The 22,339-nt window shown below is 42.8% G+C and carries 24 protein-coding genes and 1 riboswitch; of the genes, 13 read left to right on the top strand and 11 right to left on the bottom strand.

From position 1 onward, the window contains the following. Positions 1–26 precede the first annotated feature (26 nt). The gene (locus EEJ45_RS07480) at positions 27–779 is read right to left on the bottom strand and encodes a DUF6944 family repetitive protein (protein ID WP_124564179.1); all 753 of its coding nucleotides are present in this window, start codon (positions 777–779) and stop codon (positions 27–29) included. Positions 780–1,015: 236 nt separating this feature from the next. Further along, positions 1,016–1,118: riboswitch (SAM riboswitch) on the top strand. A gap of 89 nt (positions 1,119–1,207) precedes the next feature. On the opposite strand from EEJ45_RS07480, the gene EEJ45_RS07475 reads away from it, so the two are divergent. The 8 genes from EEJ45_RS07475 (at position 1,208) to EEJ45_RS07440 (ending at position 9,709) form a co-directional block, all read left to right on the top strand. Next, the gene (locus EEJ45_RS07475) at positions 1,208–2,509 is read left to right on the top strand and encodes a bifunctional O-acetylhomoserine aminocarboxypropyltransferase/cysteine synthase (RefSeq protein ID WP_124564178.1); all 1,302 of its coding nucleotides are present in this window, start codon (positions 1,208–1,210) and stop codon (positions 2,507–2,509) included. After that, positions 2,490–3,395, top strand: a complete 906-nt coding sequence (gene metA / locus EEJ45_RS07470; protein ID WP_124564177.1) for a homoserine O-acetyltransferase MetA — start codon at positions 2,490–2,492, stop codon at positions 3,393–3,395. The genes EEJ45_RS07475 and metA overlap by 20 nt, the downstream gene beginning before the upstream one ends. A gap of 196 nt (positions 3,396–3,591) precedes the next feature. Further along, positions 3,592–4,887, top strand: a complete 1,296-nt coding sequence (locus tag EEJ45_RS07465; RefSeq protein WP_124564176.1) for a homoserine dehydrogenase — start codon at positions 3,592–3,594, stop codon at positions 4,885–4,887. Continuing rightward, positions 4,884–5,945: a threonine synthase gene (gene thrC, locus EEJ45_RS07460; RefSeq protein WP_124564175.1), complete on the top strand. Its 1,062-nt coding sequence runs from the start codon at positions 4,884–4,886 to the stop codon at positions 5,943–5,945. The genes EEJ45_RS07465 and thrC overlap by 4 nt, the downstream gene beginning before the upstream one ends. Further along, positions 5,942–6,862 carry a homoserine kinase gene (gene thrB, locus EEJ45_RS07455; RefSeq protein WP_124564174.1) on the top strand — a complete coding sequence of 307 codons (921 nt, stop codon included), beginning with the start codon at positions 5,942–5,944 and terminating at the stop codon, positions 6,860–6,862. Before thrC ends, thrB begins: the two co-directional genes overlap by 4 nt. Positions 6,863–7,000: 138 nt before the next feature. Beyond that, on the top strand, positions 7,001–7,810 hold the full coding sequence (locus tag EEJ45_RS07450) for an SGNH/GDSL hydrolase family protein (protein ID WP_124564173.1): 810 nt from the start codon (positions 7,001–7,003) through the stop codon (positions 7,808–7,810). Continuing rightward, on the top strand, positions 7,807–8,724 hold the full coding sequence (locus tag EEJ45_RS07445) for an ABC transporter ATP-binding protein (protein ID WP_124564172.1): 918 nt from the start codon (positions 7,807–7,809) through the stop codon (positions 8,722–8,724). Before EEJ45_RS07450 ends, EEJ45_RS07445 begins: the two co-directional genes overlap by 4 nt. Continuing rightward, positions 8,717–9,709, top strand: a complete 993-nt coding sequence (locus tag EEJ45_RS07440) for an ABC transporter permease (RefSeq protein ID WP_124564171.1) — start codon at positions 8,717–8,719, stop codon at positions 9,707–9,709. The genes EEJ45_RS07445 and EEJ45_RS07440 overlap by 8 nt, the downstream gene beginning before the upstream one ends. Before the next feature lie 332 nt (positions 9,710–10,041). Here EEJ45_RS07440 and EEJ45_RS07435 read toward each other — a convergent pair whose 3' ends face one another. Then, on the bottom strand, positions 10,042–11,280 hold the full coding sequence (locus tag EEJ45_RS07435) for an NADH:flavin oxidoreductase/NADH oxidase family protein (RefSeq protein ID WP_124564170.1): 1,239 nt from the start codon (positions 11,278–11,280) through the stop codon (positions 10,042–10,044). A 100-nt stretch (positions 11,281–11,380) separates the two neighbouring features. Here EEJ45_RS07435 and EEJ45_RS07430 point away from each other — a divergent pair, with 100 nt between their 5' ends. Continuing rightward, complete coding sequence (locus tag EEJ45_RS07430; protein WP_124564169.1) at positions 11,381–12,043, top strand: uracil-DNA glycosylase; 663 nt, start codon at positions 11,381–11,383, stop codon at positions 12,041–12,043. Positions 12,044–12,069: 26 nt separating this feature from the next. On the opposite strand, the gene EEJ45_RS07425 is transcribed toward EEJ45_RS07430, so the two are convergent. Then, positions 12,070–12,888 carry a Cof-type HAD-IIB family hydrolase gene (locus EEJ45_RS07425; RefSeq protein ID WP_124564168.1) on the bottom strand — a complete coding sequence of 273 codons (819 nt, stop codon included), beginning with the start codon at positions 12,886–12,888 and terminating at the stop codon, positions 12,070–12,072. An 84-nt stretch (positions 12,889–12,972) separates the two neighbouring features. After that, the gene (locus EEJ45_RS07420) at positions 12,973–14,238 is read right to left on the bottom strand and encodes a purine/pyrimidine permease (RefSeq protein WP_124564167.1); all 1,266 of its coding nucleotides are present in this window, start codon (positions 14,236–14,238) and stop codon (positions 12,973–12,975) included. Positions 14,239–14,331: 93 nt separating this feature from the next. On the opposite strand from EEJ45_RS07420, the gene EEJ45_RS07415 reads away from it, so the two are divergent. From EEJ45_RS07415 to EEJ45_RS07405, 3 genes are read left to right on the top strand one after another with little or no spacing between them, the layout of a single operon-like run. Further along, on the top strand, positions 14,332–15,315 hold the full coding sequence (locus EEJ45_RS07415; RefSeq protein WP_124564166.1) for a potassium channel family protein: 984 nt from the start codon (positions 14,332–14,334) through the stop codon (positions 15,313–15,315). 5 nt (positions 15,316–15,320) lie between these two features. Next, positions 15,321–15,578 (top strand): YwdI family protein, encoded by a 258-nt coding sequence (locus EEJ45_RS07410; protein WP_124564165.1) that lies wholly within the window; start codon positions 15,321–15,323, stop codon positions 15,576–15,578. A gap of 21 nt (positions 15,579–15,599) precedes the next feature. Continuing rightward, entirely contained in the window at positions 15,600–15,971 is a 372-nt protein-coding gene (locus EEJ45_RS07405) for a DUF423 domain-containing protein (RefSeq protein WP_124564164.1), read from the top strand. A gap of 366 nt (positions 15,972–16,337) precedes the next feature. On the opposite strand, the gene gerQ is transcribed toward EEJ45_RS07405, so the two are convergent. The 3 genes from gerQ to hemQ all read right to left on the bottom strand — a co-directional run bounded on the left by gerQ (position 16,338) and on the right by hemQ (position 18,115). Continuing rightward, entirely contained in the window at positions 16,338–16,739 is a 402-nt protein-coding gene (gerQ, locus tag EEJ45_RS07400; RefSeq protein ID WP_124564163.1) for a spore coat protein GerQ, read from the bottom strand. Positions 16,740–16,754: 15 nt separating this feature from the next. Continuing rightward, positions 16,755–17,183, bottom strand: a complete 429-nt coding sequence (locus tag EEJ45_RS07395; protein ID WP_124564162.1) for a cell wall hydrolase — start codon at positions 17,181–17,183, stop codon at positions 16,755–16,757. Positions 17,184–17,371: 188 nt separating this feature from the next. Beyond that, positions 17,372–18,115, bottom strand: coding sequence for a hydrogen peroxide-dependent heme synthase (hemQ, locus tag EEJ45_RS07390; protein ID WP_124564161.1), 744 nt, complete (start codon positions 18,113–18,115; stop codon positions 17,372–17,374). A 214-nt stretch (positions 18,116–18,329) separates the two neighbouring features. Here hemQ and pta point away from each other — a divergent pair, with 214 nt between their 5' ends. Next, entirely contained in the window at positions 18,330–19,301 is a 972-nt protein-coding gene (gene pta / locus EEJ45_RS07385; protein WP_124564160.1) for a phosphate acetyltransferase, read from the top strand. A 37-nt stretch (positions 19,302–19,338) separates the two neighbouring features. On the opposite strand, the gene lipL is transcribed toward pta, so the two are convergent. The 4 genes from lipL to EEJ45_RS07365 form a co-directional block, all read right to left on the bottom strand. Further along, a complete protein-coding gene (gene lipL / locus EEJ45_RS07380) occupies positions 19,339–20,172 on the bottom strand; it encodes an octanoyl-[GcvH]:protein N-octanoyltransferase (RefSeq protein ID WP_124564159.1) in 834 nt (277 codons plus the stop codon). A gap of 539 nt (positions 20,173–20,711) precedes the next feature. After that, positions 20,712–21,005: a putative quinol monooxygenase gene (locus EEJ45_RS07375; protein WP_124564158.1), complete on the bottom strand. Its 294-nt coding sequence runs from the start codon at positions 21,003–21,005 to the stop codon at positions 20,712–20,714. 26 nt (positions 21,006–21,031) lie between these two features. Beyond that, positions 21,032–21,670: a nitroreductase family protein gene (locus EEJ45_RS07370; protein ID WP_124564157.1), complete on the bottom strand. Its 639-nt coding sequence runs from the start codon at positions 21,668–21,670 to the stop codon at positions 21,032–21,034. A 16-nt stretch (positions 21,671–21,686) separates the two neighbouring features. Further along, a complete protein-coding gene (locus EEJ45_RS07365) occupies positions 21,687–22,127 on the bottom strand; it encodes a MarR family winged helix-turn-helix transcriptional regulator (RefSeq protein WP_124564156.1) in 441 nt (146 codons plus the stop codon). Between the last annotated feature and the right edge of the window lie 212 nt (positions 22,128–22,339).

The raw sequence follows: 22,339 nt of genomic DNA, 5'->3' as shown, positions 1-22,339 counted from the left end.
GTGCCTCAAATGGAGACACTCTCTTATCAATCAGATGATTCTTCTTTATCATCTTCTGTTTCTTTCTTGCCCTTTTGACTCATATCTGATTTCTCGCTTATTTCTTGCGATTCTTCTTTGATTTGACCAATTAGAGATAGGACAGATCCAACGGCTTGCACCCAACTGCCTACGAATATAATCGTTTCATTACGATCCATTATCAGTAACCCATTAGGTCCAATCTCTTTTTTGGACTCTTCTTTTATATCTACCCTCGTATCCTTATCAGATGGAGCTTCCTTATCAGAAGAAGTTTCTTCTTTATCCGGTTGATTTTGCTCCTGTCGTTCTTCTCGCAGCTGCCGAATACCTCCAATCGCTTGTAGAGAATTTCCAATTGCTTGCAGTAAGTTTCCTGTAATATTAAAGTTTTGCCCAGCTGCCGAGGGATCTTCAAATTCATCTCCAAGCGCAGCCAATCCACCTAGAGCTTGTAGCCAATTTCCAGTTATAATTGCCCTTTGGCCAGCATCTCCGTCCCGATCTAATAGGATACCGGCAACAACAATTGAATTCCCCGTGGCTTGTATTTCATTTCCTATCTTTTCTAAAGATATACCATCTTGTCCGTCAGCTTCTAGTGCGTTACCTGTTGCCTGGAGAACATTGCCGTACAAATCAAGATTGCTTTTTAAACCATCTCCTAGAAAAGGAAGTGGTGTACTACCGATAGCTGCGGTGATAGTCCCTATGGCAGCTATCGTGGCTCCGAATATTTCTTTAAATTGATTGCTCATAAGCCATGCGTCCATTCTGTTTGTTGTCATCGTATTATATTCAAGATAGGGAATGAGTGATTGTAAAAAATTGTTATGTTAAAAAAGTGACTTCAATAAAACAACAGTATGTAATCTACAAGATGTGTGTAAAACGTGGTGAAAAAATCTTCGGTACTCAAAATAAAATTTTTAAAAATTCAAAAAATAATTTGACTTTTTTGTTGTTTGTATATAAAATCAAGCTAATTTCATACGTCTTATCAAGAATAGGTGGAGGGACCAGGCCCTACGAAACCTTAGCAACAGCCGACAACGGAATTGTGCTACATCCTGCAGAATAATGCTGAAAGATAAGAGAAGTATGGTCGAGCGTGTAATAGGACTGCTTCTTTTGCCTTTGGGCGAGAGAAGCAGTTTTTTATTTTATATAGGAAAGGGTGTTGGGAATGGGAGAGCAATGGAAACAAGGAACAATTTGCGTACAAGGAGGATATACACCAAAGAATGGAGAGCCACGCGTTTTACCGCTATATCAAAGCACCACTTACAAATACGATACACCGGATGATTTAGCAGCGTTATTCAATTTGCAGGCGGAAGGTTACATTTACACAAGAATTGGTAATCCAACTATCAATGCATTCGAACAAAAGCTTAGTCAACTCGAAGGTGGGGTTGGCGCAGTAGCAACAGCATCCGGTCAGGCTGCGATTATGCTTGCCATTTTAAATATCTGTAATGCAGGAGATCATTTGCTTTGCTCATCGACAGTGTATGGTGGCACATTTAATCTATTCGGGGTAAGTCTACGTAAACTTGGGATTGAAGTTACGTTCTTTGATCCCAACCTGCCAGCTGAAGAAATTGTGAAGCTTGGCAAGTTGAACACAAAACTTGTATATGGAGAAACACTTGGTAATCCTGCGATGAATGTATTACATTTTGAGGAGTTTGCAAAGGCATCAAAAGAACTTGATGTACCATTGGTTATTGATAATACACTTGCAACTCCTTATTTATGTCAACCGTTTGTGTATGGAGCCAACATTGTCGTTCATTCCACAACCAAGTACATCGATGGTCACGCTAGCTCTCTTGGTGGCATTGTAATTGATGGTGGTAACTTTAACTGGGATAATGGAAAATATCCAGAATTAGTTGAGCCAGATGCTACATATCACGGTGTACAGTATGTAAAAGATTTTGGTGCTGCCGCTTACATTGTAAAAGCACGTGTGCAGTTACTACGCGATTATGGAAACTGTATGAGCCCCTTCAATGCGTATATCAGCAATATAGGTCTAGAGACGTTGCACCTGCGCATGGAGCGTCATAGTCAAAATGCGCTGGAGATTGCAAAATGGCTCGAGAAAGATGAGCGTATTAGCTGGGTTCATTATCCAGGTCTTGAAAGCAGTACACAGCATAGTTTGGCAGAAAAGTATTTAAAAAAAGGTGCTAGCGGTGTGTTGACCTTTGGTGTAAAAGGAGGTACTGCCGCAGCGAAGGAGTTTATTGAACAAGTAAAACTCGCTGCACTGGTTACACATGTTGCAGATGCGCGTACATCGGTTATTCATCCCGCAAGTACAACACATCGCCAGTTAACAGAGGAGCAGCAACGTCTGGCAGGCGTGACACCGGACTTAGTTCGGTTATCTGTGGGAATTGAGGATGTGGAGGATTTGATTACAGACCTGAATCAAGCATTATCAGGAGGTAAGAAATATGCCCATCATCGTGGATAAAGATTTGCCAGCTCGTCAAATTCTTGAAAGCGAAAATATTTTCGTGATGACAAAAGAGCGAGCAACAACGCAAGACATTCGGGAATTAAAAATTGCCATTCTTAATTTAATGCCCACCAAACAAGAAACAGAGGCGCAACTATTGCGCCTTCTTGGAAATACGCCTCTTCAGGTAGACGTACATTTGCTTCACATGGAATCTCACCACTCTAAAAATGTATCGCAGGAGCATTTAACTAGCTTTTATAAAACATTTCGGGATATAAAAAATCAACGTTTTGATGGCTTGGTCATTACCGGTGCACCCGTTGAGACACTTCCGTTTGAGGAAGTGGATTACTGGGAGGAGTTAAAGCAAATTATGGAGTTTTCCGTAACGAATGTCACTTCTACACTTCATATTTGCTGGGGTGCACAAGCAGGCCTTTATTATCACTATGGGGTGCCCAAGTATGACTTACCACAAAAAATGTTCGGTGTGTTTGAGCATGAATTAAAAGAGCGTAATCTGCCGCTGCTTAGAGGATTTGATGAACGCTTCTTTGCGCCACATTCTCGCTATACAGAGGTACGTGCAGTAGATATCGAACGCGTTGCTGATCTGCATGTGTTGGCACGTTCGGAAGAAGCGGGCGTCCATCTTGTGGCAGATCGTGCCGGTAAAAATATCTTTATTTTGGGGCACAGTGAGTATTCTAGAGATACGTTAAAGAAAGAATATGAGCGCGATGTTGCGAAAGGTATACCTATTAACGTACCTAAAAATTACTATCCGCATAATGATCCAAATCAAGAGCCGTTTGTAGCTTGGCGCAGCCATGGGAATCTGCTTTTTTCAAACTGGCTCAATTATTATGTGTATCAAACGACACCTTATATCCTGTGATGAATTGAATATAAGATTGCAAAAAGGCAGTCAATGCTGCCTTTTTATATATTTTTTCGACATTTAAATAAGATGTATTTGAAAACGGTTACTATACGTAAAGTAATCGTTTTATATTCTGAATGTTCGAAAAACATTGTTTTTAAAATATGCAGCTTATATAATTGCAGATAAATAAACAAAGGGGTGGGGAAAGATGGTTGAAATTAAAGTAGGACTACTAGGTCTTGGAACTGTTGGTAGCGGAGTAGTCAAAATTATTGCATCTCATCAAGATCGCTTAGCTCATCAAATCGGTTGTCCTGTGAAAGTCACAAAGGTGCTTGTACAAAATCCGGAAAAAGAAAGAGATGTCGCTATCTCTCCTACCCTGTTAACAACGGATGCAGATGAAGTTATAAATAATGAAGAAATTGATGTCGTTATTGAGGTAATGGGCGGGGTGGAACAAGCGAGGCAATACATATTGCAAGCTCTGCGTAACAGCAAGCATGTTGTGACTGCGAATAAAGATTTAATGGCTTTATATGGAACAGAGCTGCTTGCAATCGCTAAGGAGCATCAATGTGATTTATTTTATGAGGCAAGTGTTGCTGGAGGCATTCCGATTTTACGAAGCATTGTGGATGGTTTTTCATCAGACCGAATTACAAAAATGATGGGAATTGTAAACGGAACAACAAATTTCATTTTAACAAAGATGTCTAATGAAGGAAAAGCATATGAAGATGTGTTAAAAGAAGCGCAAGACCTCGGCTTTGCGGAAGCTGACCCGAGTTCAGATGTGGAAGGGCTAGATGCAGCACGAAAGATGACAATCCTAGCAACGCTTGGTTTTTCAACAAATGTGGAGCTGACGGATGTAAAGGTTAAGGGAATTACATCTATTACGGAAGAGGATTTATCATATAGCCGTGATCTTGGTTATACGATGAAGCTGATCGGACTTGCAAAACGTGATGGTAATAAGCTTGAGGTGAGTGTAGAACCGACACTATTACCAAATAAGCATCCTTTGGCTTCTGTTCAAAATGAGTTTAATGCCGTATACGTATATGGAGAAGCTGTGGGCGAAACAATGTTTTATGGTCCAGGTGCGGGAAGTCTGCCGACCGCAACAGCTGTCGTATCCGACCTTGTAGCAGTTATGAAAAATATGAGGTTAGGTGTTACAGGAAACAGCGCAGTGTCACCGCAATATGAAAAGGTATTAAAAGAAGATAACGAGGTATTTGCCAAGTATTTTCTTCGTTTGCATGTAAAGGATGAAGTAGGTGTATTTGCTAAGATTACCTCTTTATTTTCTTCTTATGATGCCAGCTTTGAGAAAATTATTCAAATGCCGCTTGAAGAAAAAGGAACAGCTGAAATCGTCATTGTAACGCATCGCGCAACGCTTGAAAACTATCAAACTCTTTTACATAAGCTAGAAGAGCTGGATGCCGTAAAATGTGTGAAGGCAAGCTATCGAATTGAAGGTGAAAGCAAATGACATGGAAGGGATTATTAAGGCAATATAAACAATATTTACCGATTACACCAGAAACACCGCTTCTTACACTTCATGAAGGAAACACACCGCTTATTCATCTGGAAAAGCTTTCGAACGAATGGGAAATAGAGCTATATGTAAAAGTAGAGGGTGCGAATCCAACCGGATCCTTTAAAGATCGCGGCATGGTCATGGCCGTTGCGAAAGCCAAAGAAGCGGGAAGCAAGACAGTTATTTGCGCCTCAACAGGTAATACCTCTGCTTCGGCTGCTGCCTACGCCGCACGCGCTGGTATGAAATGTATCGTCATGATTCCAAATGGAAAGATTGCGTACGGGAAGCTAGCTCAAGCTGTCATGTATGGAGCGGAAATTATCAGTATTGATGGCAACTTTGATCATGCCTTGCAGATGGTACGCAAGCTGAGTGAAGAGGCGCCTGTAGCACTTGTAAATTCAGTTAACCCGTATCGTCTGGAAGGGCAGAAAACGGCTGCCTTTGAAATTTGCGATGCGTTAGGGCAGGCCCCAGATGTATTAGCAATCCCTGTGGGCAATGCCGGGAATATCAGCGCATACTGGAAGGGGTTTACGGAGTACCACGAGAAAAAAGGGACGGGGCTGCCACAAATGCGCGGCTTTCAGGCATCCGGCGCGGCACCAATTGTGCGTGGCTATAAAATTGAAGAACCAGAAACGATTGCGACTGCCATTCGTATTGGCAATCCAGCAAGCTGGGATAAGGCTGTCAAAGCCGCCGTTGATTCACAAGGTAAGATCGATGAAGTAACAGATGAAGAAATCCTTGTTGCGTATGAGTTGCTTGCGCAAGCAGAGGGTGTTTTTGCCGAGCCAGGCTCCTGTGCGTCCATCGCGGGGGTTCGCAAGCAAGTTGAACGCGGCGAAATTCCAAAGGGCTCTCGTGTCGTTGCTGTCTTGACAGGGAATGGCTTAAAGGACCCAAATACCGCAATCGATGTGAAAAACATACAACCAGTTGTACTTCCAAATGATGAAAAGGTTGTATTTGCACATATTCAGGGGGCGGTGCTCCAATGACATTTCCCATGTTTACGATACAAGTGCCTGGTAGTACAGCTAACTTAGGGCCGGGCTTTGATTCAATTGGGCTTGCCATCAGTAAATACCTACACATAGATGTATATCCTTCTGATTCCTGGCATTGCGAAGCAAAGTCAGCGATGCTAGAGGGAATCCCGCAGGATGAAAGCAATTTGCTGTTTCAAACGGCACTTGCTGTCGCCGCAGAGTACGGCGTAACGTTGCCGTATTGCCACTTAGAGGTGACAAGTGATATTCCGCTTGCGCGTGGCCTCGGAAGCAGTGCCTCCGCCATTATCGCGGGCATCGAACTAACAAATGTACTCTGCGGCTTGCACATGACCATGCAAGAGAAGCTAGATATTGGTTCTGTTATGGAAGGACATATGGATAATGTGGGTGCCTCTCTTTACGGTGGTCTGGTTGTTGGAACATATGACGGACAAAGAGCTATGCTTGTTCATCAACAGATTCATCAATTGGAGCTTGTAGCTATCATTCCATCATACGAACTAAAAACGTCAGATGCCCGAAGCGTGCTGCCTCCTACTCTTTCTTATGCGGAGGCTATCCAAGGCAGCGGTGTCAGCAACTTGTTAGTGGCCGCTCTGTTAAAAGAAGATTGGTCTCTGGCAGGAGAAGCGATGAAACGAGATTTATTTCATCAGCCGTATCGTGAGTCGTTCATCCCAGAGCTCAGAGCCCTGCGCACCATGCCTGAGCATCCTGATGTATACGGTTATGCCTTGAGCGGCGCTGGACCTGCAGTTCTTTGTTATGTTAGAAAAGGAGCTGCCGCCTCGGTACAAGCAGAATTTGCCCCCTACTTCTCAGGCTGTATAGTAGAGGTGCTACAAGTTGTGAATGAAGGAAGCAAGGTTATTACGCATGATGAGACGATTCGGAGTTTATAAACATAAGGTTTTGTAAGATTATTTATAGAATTTTCATATTTACAAAAAAGTTAGGGTTCATAAGACCCTAACTTTTTCTTTTGTGAAAGTGTTTTGATATAATGTGTGCAATTACGTTAACAGAAAGATGGTGTATGCATGAGATCAGGTGTGATAAAAGTACTTCTCGCTATGACAGTAGCATCCTTTATGTTGTTTGCCTATGGATTCGTGACAGGGGTGCAGGATGTACTACAGCCGCGCGTTTCTAACATGCCGAAGCAGGCGGAAATAAAGATTAAGAAAAAAGGAAATGATATCCTCCAAATTGTAAGCTTGGGCGACTCTCTTACAAGAGGAGTAGGAGATAAAAATGGAACCGGTTATATTGGCCGTGTGAAGGAGGGCTTACAAGAGGAATTTGACCAAAAGACAACCTTAACAAATTTAGCTGTAAGTGGCGCGAAGGCTCCAGATTTAATTAAGCAGCTTTCTGACAAGGGTGCCCGTTACACAATTGGGCAGGCGGATGTCATTGTATTAACAATTGGAGGAAACGACCTCTTCCCTGGCTGGGAAACGCTGGCGAATACAGACTTTACGCAATATCGTCCAGACACAGAGACATTTCAAGCAAACGCCAAAACAATTTTGACGAAAATTCGTGAAGTAAACCCAGATAGTCCAATCTTTTGGGTAGGCTTATATAACCCATTTGAGGATATTCCAGAATTAAAGGGAACATCACGCATTGTGGCCGATTGGAACAGCTCCTTAGAGAAAACGGCACTAGATTATGAACGTGTGTATGTAGTACCAACGTTTGATTTATTTCAAAGCAGTGGAACAAAGCTATTATACTCCGACCATTTTCATCCGAATGAAGCGGGATATGCATTAATGGCGGAGCGTCTCTTGCACAATATGACAACAAAACTAGATGTAGCTGAAAACGGAGGTGCAAAATGAGTACAGTGTTGGCGGTAGATAGATTAAAGAAGGTAATCGGTAAAAAAACAATTGTTGAAGATATCTCTTTTGAAGTAAAGTCCGGTGAGGTATTTGGCTTTTTAGGACCAAATGGCGCCGGCAAAACAACAACCATCCGTATGCTAGTCGGTCTAATTAAGCCGACAGAAGGACGTATCGCAATCGGTGGCTATGATGTGAGGCAGGATTTTCGGCAAGCAATGAAGCAAATTGGCAGCATTGTTGAAAACCCTGAATTATATACGTACTTAACTGGGTGGGAAAATCTGAAGCAGTTTGCGCGCATGCTCGGTGATGTAACGGACGAAAAAATTCAGGAGATTGTTAAACTCGTTCATTTAGATCAGCGTATTCACGATAAAGTAAAAACCTACTCGCTTGGAATGAAGCAGCGTCTAGGGATTGCCCAGGCCTTGCTTGGCGATCCCCAGCTACTAATCCTAGATGAACCAACAAATGGACTCGACCCAGCTGGTATCCGCGAGCTCCGAGAATTTGTTCATAGCCTTGTGAAGGAGCGCAATATTAGCGTATTTATTTCAAGTCATTTACTTAGCGAAGTGCAAATGATGTGCGACCGTGTTGCTATTATCAATCACGGTAAAATGATCACCGTTTCTACAATTGACGATTTGATAAAGAAAGCAGCTGATAAAGTAGAGTGGATTGTTACACCCACAGAAACAGCGGAAAGTATGTTGCTTGCGGACCCTGCAATCAGCGAGGTTATAAGGGATGAAAATATTATTGTATGTCGCATGCCTTCCTATATGATCAGCGTCTATAATAAAGCCTTTATTGAAAAAGGCTTGGAGGTACAAGGTGTACGCGAGGTAGCGGTAACACTCGAAGATTTATTCATGCAGTTGACCGGAGGTGGAAGCAATGCGTGAGTTTTTTAATCTTGTATATAATGAAGCAGAAAAAATCTATCGTAAAAAACGTATTTTTGTAATCACATTAATTTTAGTTGTGCTCATTCCCATTTTTGTATACGCGCAGCTTAAGCAGGTCGAAACAACGATAAAGCGTCTTGGAACATCAGATTGGAAGGTAGCGCTGCAGCAGCAGATTGTTGATACGCAAAATAGACTCAACAATTCTCGTTTGCCAGAAGAGTGGAAGCAGTGGCTCCAAGTAAGTGTACAGCAACAGCAATACTATCTTGATAATGATATCAACCCGAATGCACCAGGTGCTCCTACATTTGTTCGTGTATTTATCGAGCAAGGTATTACACTGTTTATTCCACTTTTGGTAATGATTGTTGCCATCGACCTTGTCTCGGGTGACCGCAGTGATGGTACGATTAAAATGCTATTGACACGGCCGATAAGAAGGTGGAAGATTCTGCTTAGTAAGTATGTGACGATGCTTCTATTCGTTTCCTTCATCGTTCTGCTTGTCGGTATCATTGCTTATGCTTTATCTGGGATTGTATTTGGTTATGGCGGTTGGCATTTACCAATTTTAACAGGATTTGTGGTAGAAAACGGCAGTCTAAATACAAGTTATGTGCATCTCATCCCACAGTGGAAGTATATTTTAATGGCATATGGTCTTGCCTGGTTCGTTGCGATTGTTGTCGGTACCATCTCCTTTATGGTTTCGGTACTGATTCGCAATACACCAGCTGGCATGGGTGTGATGCTGGCGGCGCTTATTGCCGGGGGAATTTTAAGCGGATTTGCCACAGCATGGGAAGGCGCTAAGTATATCTTCAGTGTGAACATGCAGCTAACAGACTACCTGTCTGGACAGCTTCCAACCTTAAAAGGCTTGTCCATGGGCTTCTCTCTGATGAATTTAAGTATTTGGGGCATTGTTTCTCTCATTATTGCATTTGTGGTGTTTACAAGGCAGGATATATCGAATTAAATGAGAAAAGGAGTTGAACGAAAACGCGAATGCGTTTTGAGGTCAGCTCCTTTTTTACAAGAAAAATAAAAAGTCGACGTTTTGTACGCGGTGTACCTCGCCTTCATAGGAGACGCCTTTTGGTAATGGCTTGTTTGTATACCAAACAATTGTTGCGATATAAGTTGCGAGTAGAGGTAACAACACCCAACGCTTTTTGAAAGAACGTTTTTTGCGTATAGATATCTGTGGTTGCTGTAAGTTTGGCCGCATAAGAATCTCCCTTGCGGCACAACCTTTTATATTAGCAAATAAGAATATGGCATATGTGAATCAGAAAATGAAAATGTGAATTATTGACTTCTTCGTTTCTGAAATACATTCTTACCTTGCGTCACGATAGTCTGCGCAAGAGATAGCCAAGCACTATACGATGGCTTTGGCTCTTTTCCTTTTCCCATGCGCTCAAGCTGTTGTTCATACCAAATCATCTCAAGCATCGCGGCATTATCAATGAACTTAACACCTGTTTGGATAGGCGGTAGTTGCCGTACTTTCATGTCGCCGGCCAGTATTTTCTTAGGTAAGTCCGGTTCTACCGCGAGAGGACGAGCTAAACCAATCATATCGGTTGCGCCGCTTGCGATGGCCTCAGCCATACCCTGGGGTGTGCGGAACCCTCCGGTGACTACAAGCGGCGTTTCAACCAGCTTTCGCACCCGCTCCGCATAGTCTAAAAAATATGCTTCGCGTTTTCTTGTACTTTCCTTCATATTTCTGCCTGTCATGCTTGGGTTTTCATACGTGCCTCCTGAAATCTCAAGTAAGTCAACTCCAGCCTGTGCCAGTTCTTTTACAACTTGCATGGACTCTGCTTCTGTAAAGCCACCGCGCTGAAAATCAGCTGAGTTGAGCTTTACACCGATTGGAAATCTCTTTCCAACCTTGTAGCGGATGTTATAATACACTTCTAGTAAAAACTTCATTCGATTTTGTAGCGATCCCCCCCATTCATCATTCCGTTGGTTATGAAGAGGCGACAAGAACTGGCTAATGAGATAACCGTGAGCGGCATGGATTTGTACACCTGTAAAGCCAGCGCGCTTCGCGATAATCGCGGCATTTCCAAAGCGTTCGATTAAATCATAAATTTCTTCTATTGTAAGGGCGCGTGGAGGCGCAAAAAAGCGTTTCATATCACCAGAAAGTGGAACAGAGCTCGGCGCAACAGATTCCTTCGTTAGTACAGACAGGGCTTGCTTGCCGGGATGATTTAGTTGCATCCAAAGGTGTGTGTTATGCGCTGTACCTGCCTTTGCCCATTGTTTGTACCGATCTAAATCATGCTCATGCTCCAGCACGACGTTGCGGGGTTCTCCTAAGGCGCGGCCGTCTATCATGACATTGCCTGTCACAACAAGACCGGCTCCGCCATCTGCCCATGTCCCGTACAGGTTGGTAAGGAACGGAGTAGGACGGTGGTCTACGGTTGCAAGCCCCTCGCTCATCGCAGATTTAAAAAAGCGGTTTTTGATTACGGTGCCGCAGGGAAGTGTAAGCGGCTTAGCTAATACATCTATGGTCACGTTCATCGCCCCTTTCTTTATTGTTATTGTATCATGCAGTCATTGCTTTTTCATAAGCACAACGTGTACGATGGTGGGAAGAAATACATAGAAGGGATGAATGTAGATGGCACCGATTTTTAAAAACGACTGGCACAACCTGCTAGAGGAGGAGTTTCAAAAAACGTATTATAAGGAGCTCAGGGAATTCTTAAAAGAAGAGTATGCGACACAAACCATATATCCGCCTGCGCAAGATATTTTTAATGCGCTGCATTATACAAGTTACAGCGACACCCTTGTTGTTATTTTAGGGCAAGACCCATACCATGGTCCCAATCAAGCACAGGGACTTAGCTTTTCTGTAAATGAAGGCATAAAACAGCCCCCGTCATTAAAAAATATTTTTAAAGAGCTACATAGTGACATAGGATGCCCTATCCCCAATCACGGTTCCTTAGTAAAATGGACAAAGCAGGGTGTGCTACTTTTAAATACGGTATTGACTGTGCGGCAAGGAGAGCCAAATTCTCATAAAGGAAAAGGCTGGGAGGTTTTTACCGATCGCATCATTGAGCTTTTGAATGAACGTGAAAAACCGGTTGTTTTTGTGTTATGGGGCAAACATGCACAAGCAAAAATACCTTTAATCACACGTCATCCAATTATTGAGTCTGCGCATCCAAGCCCTTTTGCCGCAAATAAAGGCTTTTTTGGAAGTAAGCCTTTTTCAAGAATAAATGAACATCTTGTAAGAATTGGAGAAAAGCCAATTGATTGGTGTATATAAAAAGAAGAGGCGGTTTGCCTCTTCTTCTACGCAAGTACTGGCTGTAGTACGAATGTTTCTACAACCTTCGCAACGCCATCATTCATGTTTGTATCTGTTACGTAATCTGCTCTTTCTTTAATATCATCCGGTGCATTGCCCATCGCAACGCCAAGTCCCGCGAACTCAATCATCGCCAAATCATTATAGCTATCGCCCATAGCGATGACCTCCTCACGCGTGATGCCTAGCTCCTGAATTAAGTGATGTAAGCTCGTTCCTTTTGTCACACCAGCTTCTGTAAATTCGAGGAAAAAAGGCTTGGAGCGCATAACACTTAGCTCATCTTGCAATTCCTCTTGGAGTTTTTTCTCAGCAATCGCCAAACGCTCCGGGTCTTCCATCATTAATACTTTTACAACTGGCTCTGTAACAGCTTCTGGTAAGCTATAAATCTCGGTAATTGGTAAGCCTGTAATATCCGCTTCAATCTCTGTATACTGATTATTTGCCTCTGTTACAATCGCATCGCCTACATACGTATGCATAAATAAGTCCTCACGACGGCTGATGTTATATAGACGGTTTACCATTTCTGGAGAAAGTGTGCTGCTAAAAAGCTCCTCGTTTGTGCGGCAGTTTATAATTTTAGCGCCATTAAAAGATAGAATAAAGCTGCCGAACTCTTCTAGACGAAGCTCCTTGGCGATATCGAGCATCGCATAAGTTGGGCGCCCCGAGGCAAGCACAACCTTTACACCAGCTTCCTGCGCTTTCATCAAAGCTTCTTTGGTACGAGGTGAAATCGTATGATCATCACGAAGTAGTGTATCATCTAAATCTAGTACTATCATTTTATAAGTCATATATACAAATCCTTTCTGAAATGGATTCCATAGCTTTATCCTAACAACAAACAAAAAAGAGCGCAATGAGAGAAGTTTTCCAACTCATTTGCGCGGTTGCCAAGCATCTAACACAATTGCCATAACAGCACCTAGAACTAAGCCGTTGCTTAAAAAGGAAGCGAGAAAAGGCGGCAGAGAAGTGTAGGCTTGAGGCGGGATAAACATAACGCCGATGCCTGTAAATAAAGAAAAACCTACAATCCGAAACATTCTTTCTTTGTCTGTTACACTCTCAAACTCTTTAAAGGCGAGCCCTAGCATTCCTGAGAATACAGGAAATAGAGCGGCGTAGCCGACTGCTGGTGGAATGCCAGCGAACAAAGCGGTTACCCCTGGGAATACGCTCATGATTACAATTAACGCCGAGCCGAGAATGAAGGGCAGGCGCGTATTGATTTTGGAGGAAGAAATAAAGCCTGCGGATCCCGAGATTGCTACAGGCCCTATAGCTGAGAACAAACCGCCAAGGAGCTGACCAACTCCTGAGAAAATACCAGCTTGCTTAAAGCGATTTTCTGCAAAAGAAACATCTTGTCCTGCAAGTACTTGTTGGACAACGCGAATGCTCGCTAGCATATTTGTAAGCAGTAGTAATGTAACAAACACCACCGTCACAATCATATTAGTCTCCATGCGAGGAAGTCCAAACACAAATATACGGGGCAACGATATTATTTGTGTTATGGACGGGAGAGGCTCAGCGAAGCCGAACCATGCAAATAAGCCCCATCCAAGCAGCATACTGAACAAGACAGAATATTGACCAATTACAGGTATTTTTTTAAAGAGTAACGAAGCAAGAATAATACATAGAGAAAGCGCAAGGATTCCACCTTGTACCGTGTCATGATTTTGCCCAAGGCCTGCCATGCCCTTTAAGAAGGAACCGCTTAGCTGCGCCACAAGCAAAAATAAATAGGTACCGATAACTGTAGGTGTAAAAAATCGTACCAGCTTATCAATTAAGCCAAATACACTTAGTAATATGCAAAGTATACCGCTTAGCATAAACGCATACTGCATGACGCGCAGCGTTTCTGTTTGTGAGCCGAATAAAACGATGCCAAGTCCGGCATACAGGGACATCACGCCCCACCATAACCCTGCCGGTCCCTCTTGAATGGGCAAGCGATGCCCGAGCCATGCCTGCAAGATCCCGGCGATTCCAAGTACAAATAGCGTACGCTGGACGAAAGCGAGCGCCTCCGCTCCTTCCAAATCGTATCCAGCGGCGATGCTGATGGGGACAACAAGGCTACCTGCTAAAATAAAGAAAGCCCATTGCAGAGCGACCAGTATCAATTTCATTTGTATCAACCTCTTTCTGTAGTAAAGGAGAGTTCCAAATTGTACCTATTCTAGTATATAGGGATTTACAGGAAAGAAAAAGGGAGAATGTTTATGTACGCTTACAAACAGTTGGTTATCGCAGCAATTTGTATGGCTGCAGTAATCGTAGTTGGAACAATTGGCTTTATGGTTCTGGAGCCTCTCAATTTTTTTGATTCACTTTGGATGACAATGATTACCGTTTTAACAGTAGGATATGGTGATGCGATTCCGCAAACAACGGCAGGCAAAGCCTTTGCCCTCACCATTATTCCACTTGGGATTGGAATTGTCACGTACGCGATTGGTGCGGCTACTGCGTTAATTATTGAAGGGGAAATTTTTCATATGTTTGGGAGGAGAAGGATGGAAAAGAAAATAACAGCATTAGAGAAGCATGTCATTATTTGTGGATATGGCAGGGGTGGAGCGCAAATTACAGAGGAGTTACAAAGCAAAGGTATTCCTTTTATCGTCATTGATAAAAAAATGGAGTTCGGATCCGAATTGGTTTATATTGAGGGAGATGCGACCGAAGATGAGGTTCTTCACAAGGCCGGCATTACGAAAGCGGCTGGCTTAGTTGCAGCCCTTCCTAACGATGCGGAAAATGTCTTCATTACGTTAACGGCGCGCGGTCTCAATCATGATGTACAAATCGTCGCTCGTGCGGAAAGAATAGAATCAGAGGAAAAATTACGTCGGGCAGGTGCGAATAAAGTAATCAATCCTTCGAGTATTGCAGGAAGGCGCATGGCAATGGATATCATGAAGCCATTGAGCGTGAACTATGTCGATACTATTTTAACGACGGGAGAAATGTTTGGCATTGAGGAAGTACGGATTGGCGTAAACTCTCCTTTAGCGAGGAATACACTGCGAGCAAATGCTATGCGCGGTCGGTTTGATGTCACTGTATTAGCGATATTACGAGGAGAATCTGTTATTCATAACCCTGCCGATGATGAAATTTTGCAAGAACATGATATGATAATAGTGTTTGGACCGTCGGAAAGGCTAAAGAGTTTAGAAGCAGCATGTCAAAATAAGAGGTGAATAGGATGCAAATTGCAATTGATGCAATTGTAAACAAGTTGATGAAAGAAATGACGTTAACTGAGCAACACAAGCATAACCCACAAAAAGTAAGAGAGCATTTAACGGCTGTTCGCGCGTTATGCGATTTAGTATTAGAAGAGAATATGCAGGAGGTGCGTTCTGCTCCGTTAACGGAGTCCAACCCTGTAGTAACGCAGACAATGACGCCGAAGTACTTGCAGGAAAATGATGCAAATGGCGGTTCTCTTTTGGATTTCTAATGAGTAAAAGGGGTGTAGGAGATGAAGCTTTTTTTCGTATTGGGTAGTGTATTTGCATTTTTAGCAGTAGCGCTTGGTGCGTTTGGTGCACATGGATTAGAGGGAAAAGTAACGGAGCGCATGCTACAAAACTGGAAAACAGGTGTTACATACCAAATGTTTCATGTTGGTGGTTTGTTTGTTATCGCTTTTTTAATTGGTAAACTTGGCCAAACATCCATGCTGACAGCGGCCGGCTGGCTGATGGTTGCAGGTATTCTTATTTTCTCTGGTAGCCTATATGTTATGGCTTTAACAGGTATAAAAGTATTAGGGGCAATCACACCGATTGGCGGCTTAGCATTCCTAGCTGGATGGGTGTTAGTAGCAATTGCGGTTATGAAAGGGATGTAAAAAGATTGGCGAGTACTCGCCAATCTTTTTTATGTGGTTTGAAATCGGTCGATAGAAGAGAAACTTGGCCGATAGAAGAAGGAAATCGGCCGATAGAAGAGAATTTCGGCCGATAGAAGAGAATTTCGGCCGATAGAAGGAAGAGTTCGGCCGATAGAAGAGAAGTTTGGCCGATAGAAGGAAGAGTTCGGCCGATAGAAGAGAAGTTTGGCCGATAGAAGGAGGAACTCGGCCGATAGAAGAGGGAATTTGGCCGATAGAAGAAGGAAATCGGCCGATAATAGAAGAGAAGAATGGACCACTAGGAAGGAGCTAGTTCAAAGGGGTATTGTTCTAAACAAGAAAAAGCACGGGAATCCGTGCTTTTTATCTTGGTGCGTATGTGGCAGTGCCTTGCGGGAAGTAAACGATTTCTTCTGAAAACTCAACGTAATCGAGGTAAATCATCAATAGCAAGTAACGTTTGCCGCTTTCCGGTTCGCTAATAATGAGGTGATCGCGGCCTGCAGCTTCAATGATGCCTTTATAGGCCTGTGTGCCAAGGGAGCTGCCGCGTTCATACGTCATATAAACAGTTGCTTGTTTGCCTTTGTTTAAACGTAGGATGTTTTCGATGTAAGATTGCTCAAGTGGCAACATACCTTGTGACATTGCATATTGTGCCTGTGCGGCCTGTACTTGCTGAGGACTCGGTTGCGCGGGTGGCAGCTGAGAACCTGCAGCTTGATAAAAACCGCCACCATTTCCGTAATATGGACCTTGATTCATACGTAAACCTCCTTATTAAATAGAGAATACTTTTGGACAATCGCTTCCTGATGGCTGGAAGAAGCAGTGCTTCTTATAGCGCCCAGAATTCTTTTGATTGTACCAATTCGTCGGACATGCACCAGCCGGTCTAAAAAACCATAAACCGAAGGACGCTGGCCAGAAGCGGTCGCCTCTAATTGTACGGCGAGCCAGCTCAATATCGCTTTCTCGCGCCCTTTGGTAAAAGTAACCCTTTTGTGTTGCTTCAAAACCACCAGGAGTTTGGAAGACCATTTGTTGTAAGCTACGAATCTTTTTAAAGTCCAAGCAATTTGCCAAAACACGGTTCACACCGACATTGCCAACCATCAGCATGCCGAGCTGTCCTTCACCCTCTGCTTCTGCTCGCATCAGACGTGCCAAAAGCTTAACTTGTTCCTCGTTGTAAGCGATAACCCCCATATCTTCACCCCGTTTTTCATACGTGCGTAAATCGCTCTTAGATGTTTATCAGAAAAAAGCAGAGTGAATCCATGCACGGCAATACAAACTGAAATGAACTCACATAGTTCATAACTATGAGGTAACAAATCAACTTATGACTAAGAATTGGACAAATAAAAAAGGCGCCCATTTGGACACCTTATGAATTATATTTCTAAAAACTTCGCAACCTTCTCTACTGGAAGAATATTGCCGACAAAGAAAGAGCCGAACTCGCCGAAGCGCGCGCTTACTTCATCAAAGCGCATTTCGTATACAAGCTTTTTGAATTGAAGCACATCATCAGCAAAGAGTGTTACGCCCCACTCATAGTCATCAAAACCAACAGAGCCTGTGATGATTTGGCGTACTTTTCCTGCATATTGTCTACCAATTTTACCGTGACTGTACATCATTGCTTTACGGTCTTCCATGGAAAGCATGTACCAATTGTCTTCACCGTTGCGGCGCTTATCCATTGGATAGAAACACACATGGTTCATTTTTGGCAGAATTGGCTTTAAGCGCGCCATAATTTGTGGATTTTCATACGGGTTCTCGCCCGCAGGAAGGTAGTTGCTTAGCTCGACTACAGATACATAGGAGTATGCAGGAACCATGTATTCCGCAAGCTTTGTTTTATTGAATTCATTTTCAATCTCATTTAATTCTTCCATTGTTGGACGCAAAATCATGAACATGATGTCCGCCTTTTGACCAACGATGGAATAAATCGCATGACTCCCTGCGTTAGCTGCTTCTGTATCGTTCCACTTGCTTACGATATGTAAAAATTCTGCAATTGCCTTTTCGCGCTCGTCGCTCGGAAGTTGCTTCCAAGAAACCCAGTCCATTGTGCGGAAATCATGTAAACTGTACCAACCATCCAGTGTTTGTGCTGCTTCACTCATTACGGTCACCTCATTATGTAGATTGTCATATCCTTACTATAGCACAAAAACAGAGCAAAACTAAAATCCTATATAAAGCTGACACAATTATTCCTGAAAATTTGTAATATATAATCATTTTGTGTTTGCTCATTTTTTAAGCCGATAAAGTTTAAATTATATACAAAAAGCTTTATCCTAATGGATGGAGTACATTTTTGAGGAGGCTTTACGAATGAGTGATTTATTTGCAGTGTTAAAAGATAAGCTACACGGAAAAGGCACGACAATCGTCTTCCCGGAAGGAACGGATGAGCGCATTTTAGGCGCAGCTGAAAGATTAGCAAAGGACGAGCTTGTAAAACCGATTTTAATCGGCGCTAAAGGCGATATTGAAGCGAAGGCGCAAAGTATGAACTTAACACTAAGCGGTGTTACCATTTATGATCCGTCTACATATGAAGCAATGGATGAAATGGTCGCTTCTTTTGTGGAGCGTCGTAAAGGGAAGGCGTCTGAGGAAGATGCACGTAAAATTTTACAGGACGAAAACTACTTTGGCACAATGCTTGTTTACATGGGCAAAGCGCAAGGGCTTGTAAGCGGTGCGGCACACTCTACAGCTGATACCGTACGTCCTGCTTTGCAGATTATTAAAACAAAGCCAGGTGTAACAAAAACTTCTGGTGTTTTCATCATGGTGCGTGAAGACGAAAAATATGTGTTCGCTGATTGTGCAATCAACATTTCACCTAATGCACAGGACTTGGCTGAAATTGCAATTGAAAGTGCAAAAACTGCCGATCTATTCGGTGTTGAGCCGCGCGTGGCAATGCTAAGCTTTTCAACGAAGGGCTCTGCAAAGTCTCCAGAAACAGACAAAGTGGTAGAAGCAACGCGCATCGCAAAAGAAATGGCGCCTGAGTTAACACTAGACGGCGAATTCCAATTTGACGCGGCTTTCGTACCATCTGTAGCAGAAAAGAAAGCGCCAGGTTCTGTTATTAAAGGTGATGCGAATGTATTCGTATTCCCGAGCCTAGAAGCTGGTAACATCGGCTATAAAATTGCACAGCGCTTGGGTAACTTTGAAGCAATTGGACCGATCCTACAAGGCTTGAACATGCCTGTTAATGATTTGTCTCGTGGCTGTAACGAGGAAGATGTATACAAGCTTGCTTTAATTACAGCGGCACAGGCTTTATAAGTGTATAGAAAAAGAGGCTGCGATGCAGTCTCTTTTTCTATACAAGCACTTTATTATTCCGTTCCATGACACGCAGCAAATGATGCTCATACAATTCTGCCTCTTGCGGAGAAAGGGGTTCCGCACGCAAGCGACCTCCCATGCTTTGTAGGGACTGAAATAGACGAAGCATTAAGTTCTGAACGGTGATGTGCTGCCCAAGTAGCTCGGATAGAGATGCCATCGTCTCCGGGATGATGGTTGGAAAGGTAAATTTGGTCTCTTCATTCTGCAGAGCAATATCATAAAAGTCACGAATCGTCCGAGCTCGGTCCGAGCCGCTACCGTCTGCGCATAGATAAATTTGTACGGCAATGCCCCCGCGAATGCGGCGCTGTGAGATACCTGCGAACTTTTGATTATTAATACTTAAATCATAGCTGCCAGGACAATAAGAGCCTACTATTTCTTTTGCCTCAATCACAGCCGGAAAATCTCGAAGCATGTGCTGAATTAAGCCATACATGGCATCGTAGCCTAAATTAATATCAATGCTTTTCTCAGACTCGCGCAAAATTAATGAAACATTCAGCACACCCTCATCCAATACAACCGCCAATCCGCCGGAGTTGCGTACAATCACGCGATAGCCACGCTCCTTTAGCAGGGCAATACCTTCTTGTAAGTGAGGAAGGCGGGTATCTTGGATGCCGAGTACAATTGTTTCGTGATGCACCCAAGAGCGCATCGTAGCGGGTGAATCTCCGCTGCCGACCACCGTACACAGCGTGTCGTCCATCGCGAAGGACTGAAGCGCATGAAATTGCGGTCCCATACTTGATTGGTCGATAATGCGCCACTCGGGTTGTTTTAAAATATCTATATGACTCATAAGATAAACTCCTTACGTTCTACAAATTAACATGACTGATATCTATATTATAGCATTCGTTACAGAATTTGCGATACGGGAAAGCCCACTACGGTGCAATAGCACCGCCTTTAGGCGTGGGATGAAAGTGTCGCTTTTTCAATAGAAAAACATATGTTTGTATGCTATACTTGGTTCATAGACAAGCAAAAGTCTCTAAAACGACATGTTCTCTGAAAACAGAATACATATGAGGTTGGAGTAGCAAATTCCTCTACTCCGTAAAATGTATTAAGTCGTCAAGAATAAGACGCTACAACACATTTGAGAACCAAAAGCTAGGCTATTTGGTAACAGAATAGTCGCCATAGGTGCTATACGCACTGCCTATGGAAGGGTGATGGCACACCCTCATCTTGTAGGCTGTTCAAAACAGAAATAGACTGCGAACGCAAAGTCATACAAGAATCCCACTGGCGTTAGCCAGCTTGCCTCTTTAGGGGTGGGAGTGTCAAATATATAAAAACAGCTTGCAGGTTACCCCTACAAGCTGCTTCATATTACTTTAACGTACTTGCTTCATACATTTTTAGTTCAATTGGCGCAATGACAAAGTCTCTTGCATTCTCGGAGAAAGCAGTAAAGTGAGTGCTCGTGTTGTGCGCAGACACAGCACGTAAATCCTTCCACACTTCTACCATGATAAACTCATTTTCCTTTTGTGCATTTTTCGTCAATGTATAGGAGATATTTCCTTCTTCAGCACGAGATGCTTCTAATAAAGGTGTAATTTCTTGTAAAAACAGCGCTTCTTTTGTTGCATCAATTGTTAACGTCGCATGAATAATAATCATGGTAGCCACTTCCTTAGTTTGTTTTATTATTTCCACTCTGTGATGCGGTCAACAGGAAGGCGTACAGATTGATAACCAGTATCTTCTGCTTTACCGATAGAGATGAGCATAACCGGAACGTAACGGTCCTTGTCCATACCGAAAGCTTCTGCAATTTGATCTTTTTCAAAGCCACCAATTGGGCAAGTATCATAACCGTGTGCACGTGCAGCTAACATAAACTGCATAGCTACTAAGCCGCCATCAATTAGCACAATATCTTTCATTTGCTCTGGCGTTACATTAGCATATAAGCCGCCAATTGCTTCTAGCTGACGCTCTTTTACCTCAGCCGGCATGTAACCAAGCTCAACAGCGCGGCCGTAGATTTCTTCTGCATAGTCGAAGTTGTTTAAGTCGCCGAATAGCGCAATCATTGCAGAAGACGTTTCTACTTGTGATTGGTTAAAGCGTGCTAAAGGTGCAAGTGTTGCTTTTGCTTCCGGGCTTTCAATTACAACAAAACGCCAAGGCTGCATGTTAACAGAAGAAGGTGCTAGCGTTGCAGTTTCAATAATTTGTGTCATTTCTTCTTTTGAAATTTTTACGTTTGTATCGTATTTACGAATGGAACGTCGACCTTTTACAATTGTATTAAAATCATTAAGCAAAGTCGTGCTTGTCATAGTTGTTCTCTCCTTTTTATAAGCTGCGATCTGCTTTTATTTTGGCAACATTGGCTCCAATGCGCTGTAATAGCTGAAGGGTCATATCAATTTCTTCAGAAGAAAACCCTTCTAGCATGTTAGTTACGAAATCAACCTTCTCATCCCATAACGAAGCCAGTTCCTGTCTTGCCTGCGGCGTTAGCTGTACAAGAGTAATGCGATTATCTGCATCGCTTTTTCTGCGTGTAATTCGTCCGCTTGCTTCGAGTTGTTTGAGGTGACGAGTGATAGCTGCATTGTCAATTTGCAGTGTTTTTTGCAGTTGAGATTGACTGAGTTCCTCTGACTGAAATAACTGATTTAAGATCTCTAAGCGCGATTGACTGACGCCTGTGCACTTTTCAAATGTAGTTTCCAGCTGAACCTTCAATGCTTTTAGCTCGTTTAAAATGTGTATTTCTTTTGAGTGCGGCACGCGTTACCTCCAAACCTTTGGTTAAATAATTGACATGTCAATTTTTGATACATCAATTAATATACAACTATGAACACATAAAAGCAAGTAGTATATTTCACGTTGTTAAATTTAAAAATTTCAGTAAAATAGATAAACAGAAAACCCACGCACTGTGCATGGGTTTTACATTTTTTCTATATGGAACTAATTGTAAATTTTATTTTTCTCTT

It is taken from the genome of Ectobacillus antri (genome assembly GCF_003852715.1).
GTDB lineage: Bacteria > Bacillota > Bacilli > Bacillales > Bacillaceae_G > Ectobacillus > Ectobacillus antri.
The sequence above is the reverse complement of the archived record's forward strand: the minus strand, read 5'-3'. Positions and strand labels throughout refer to the sequence as shown.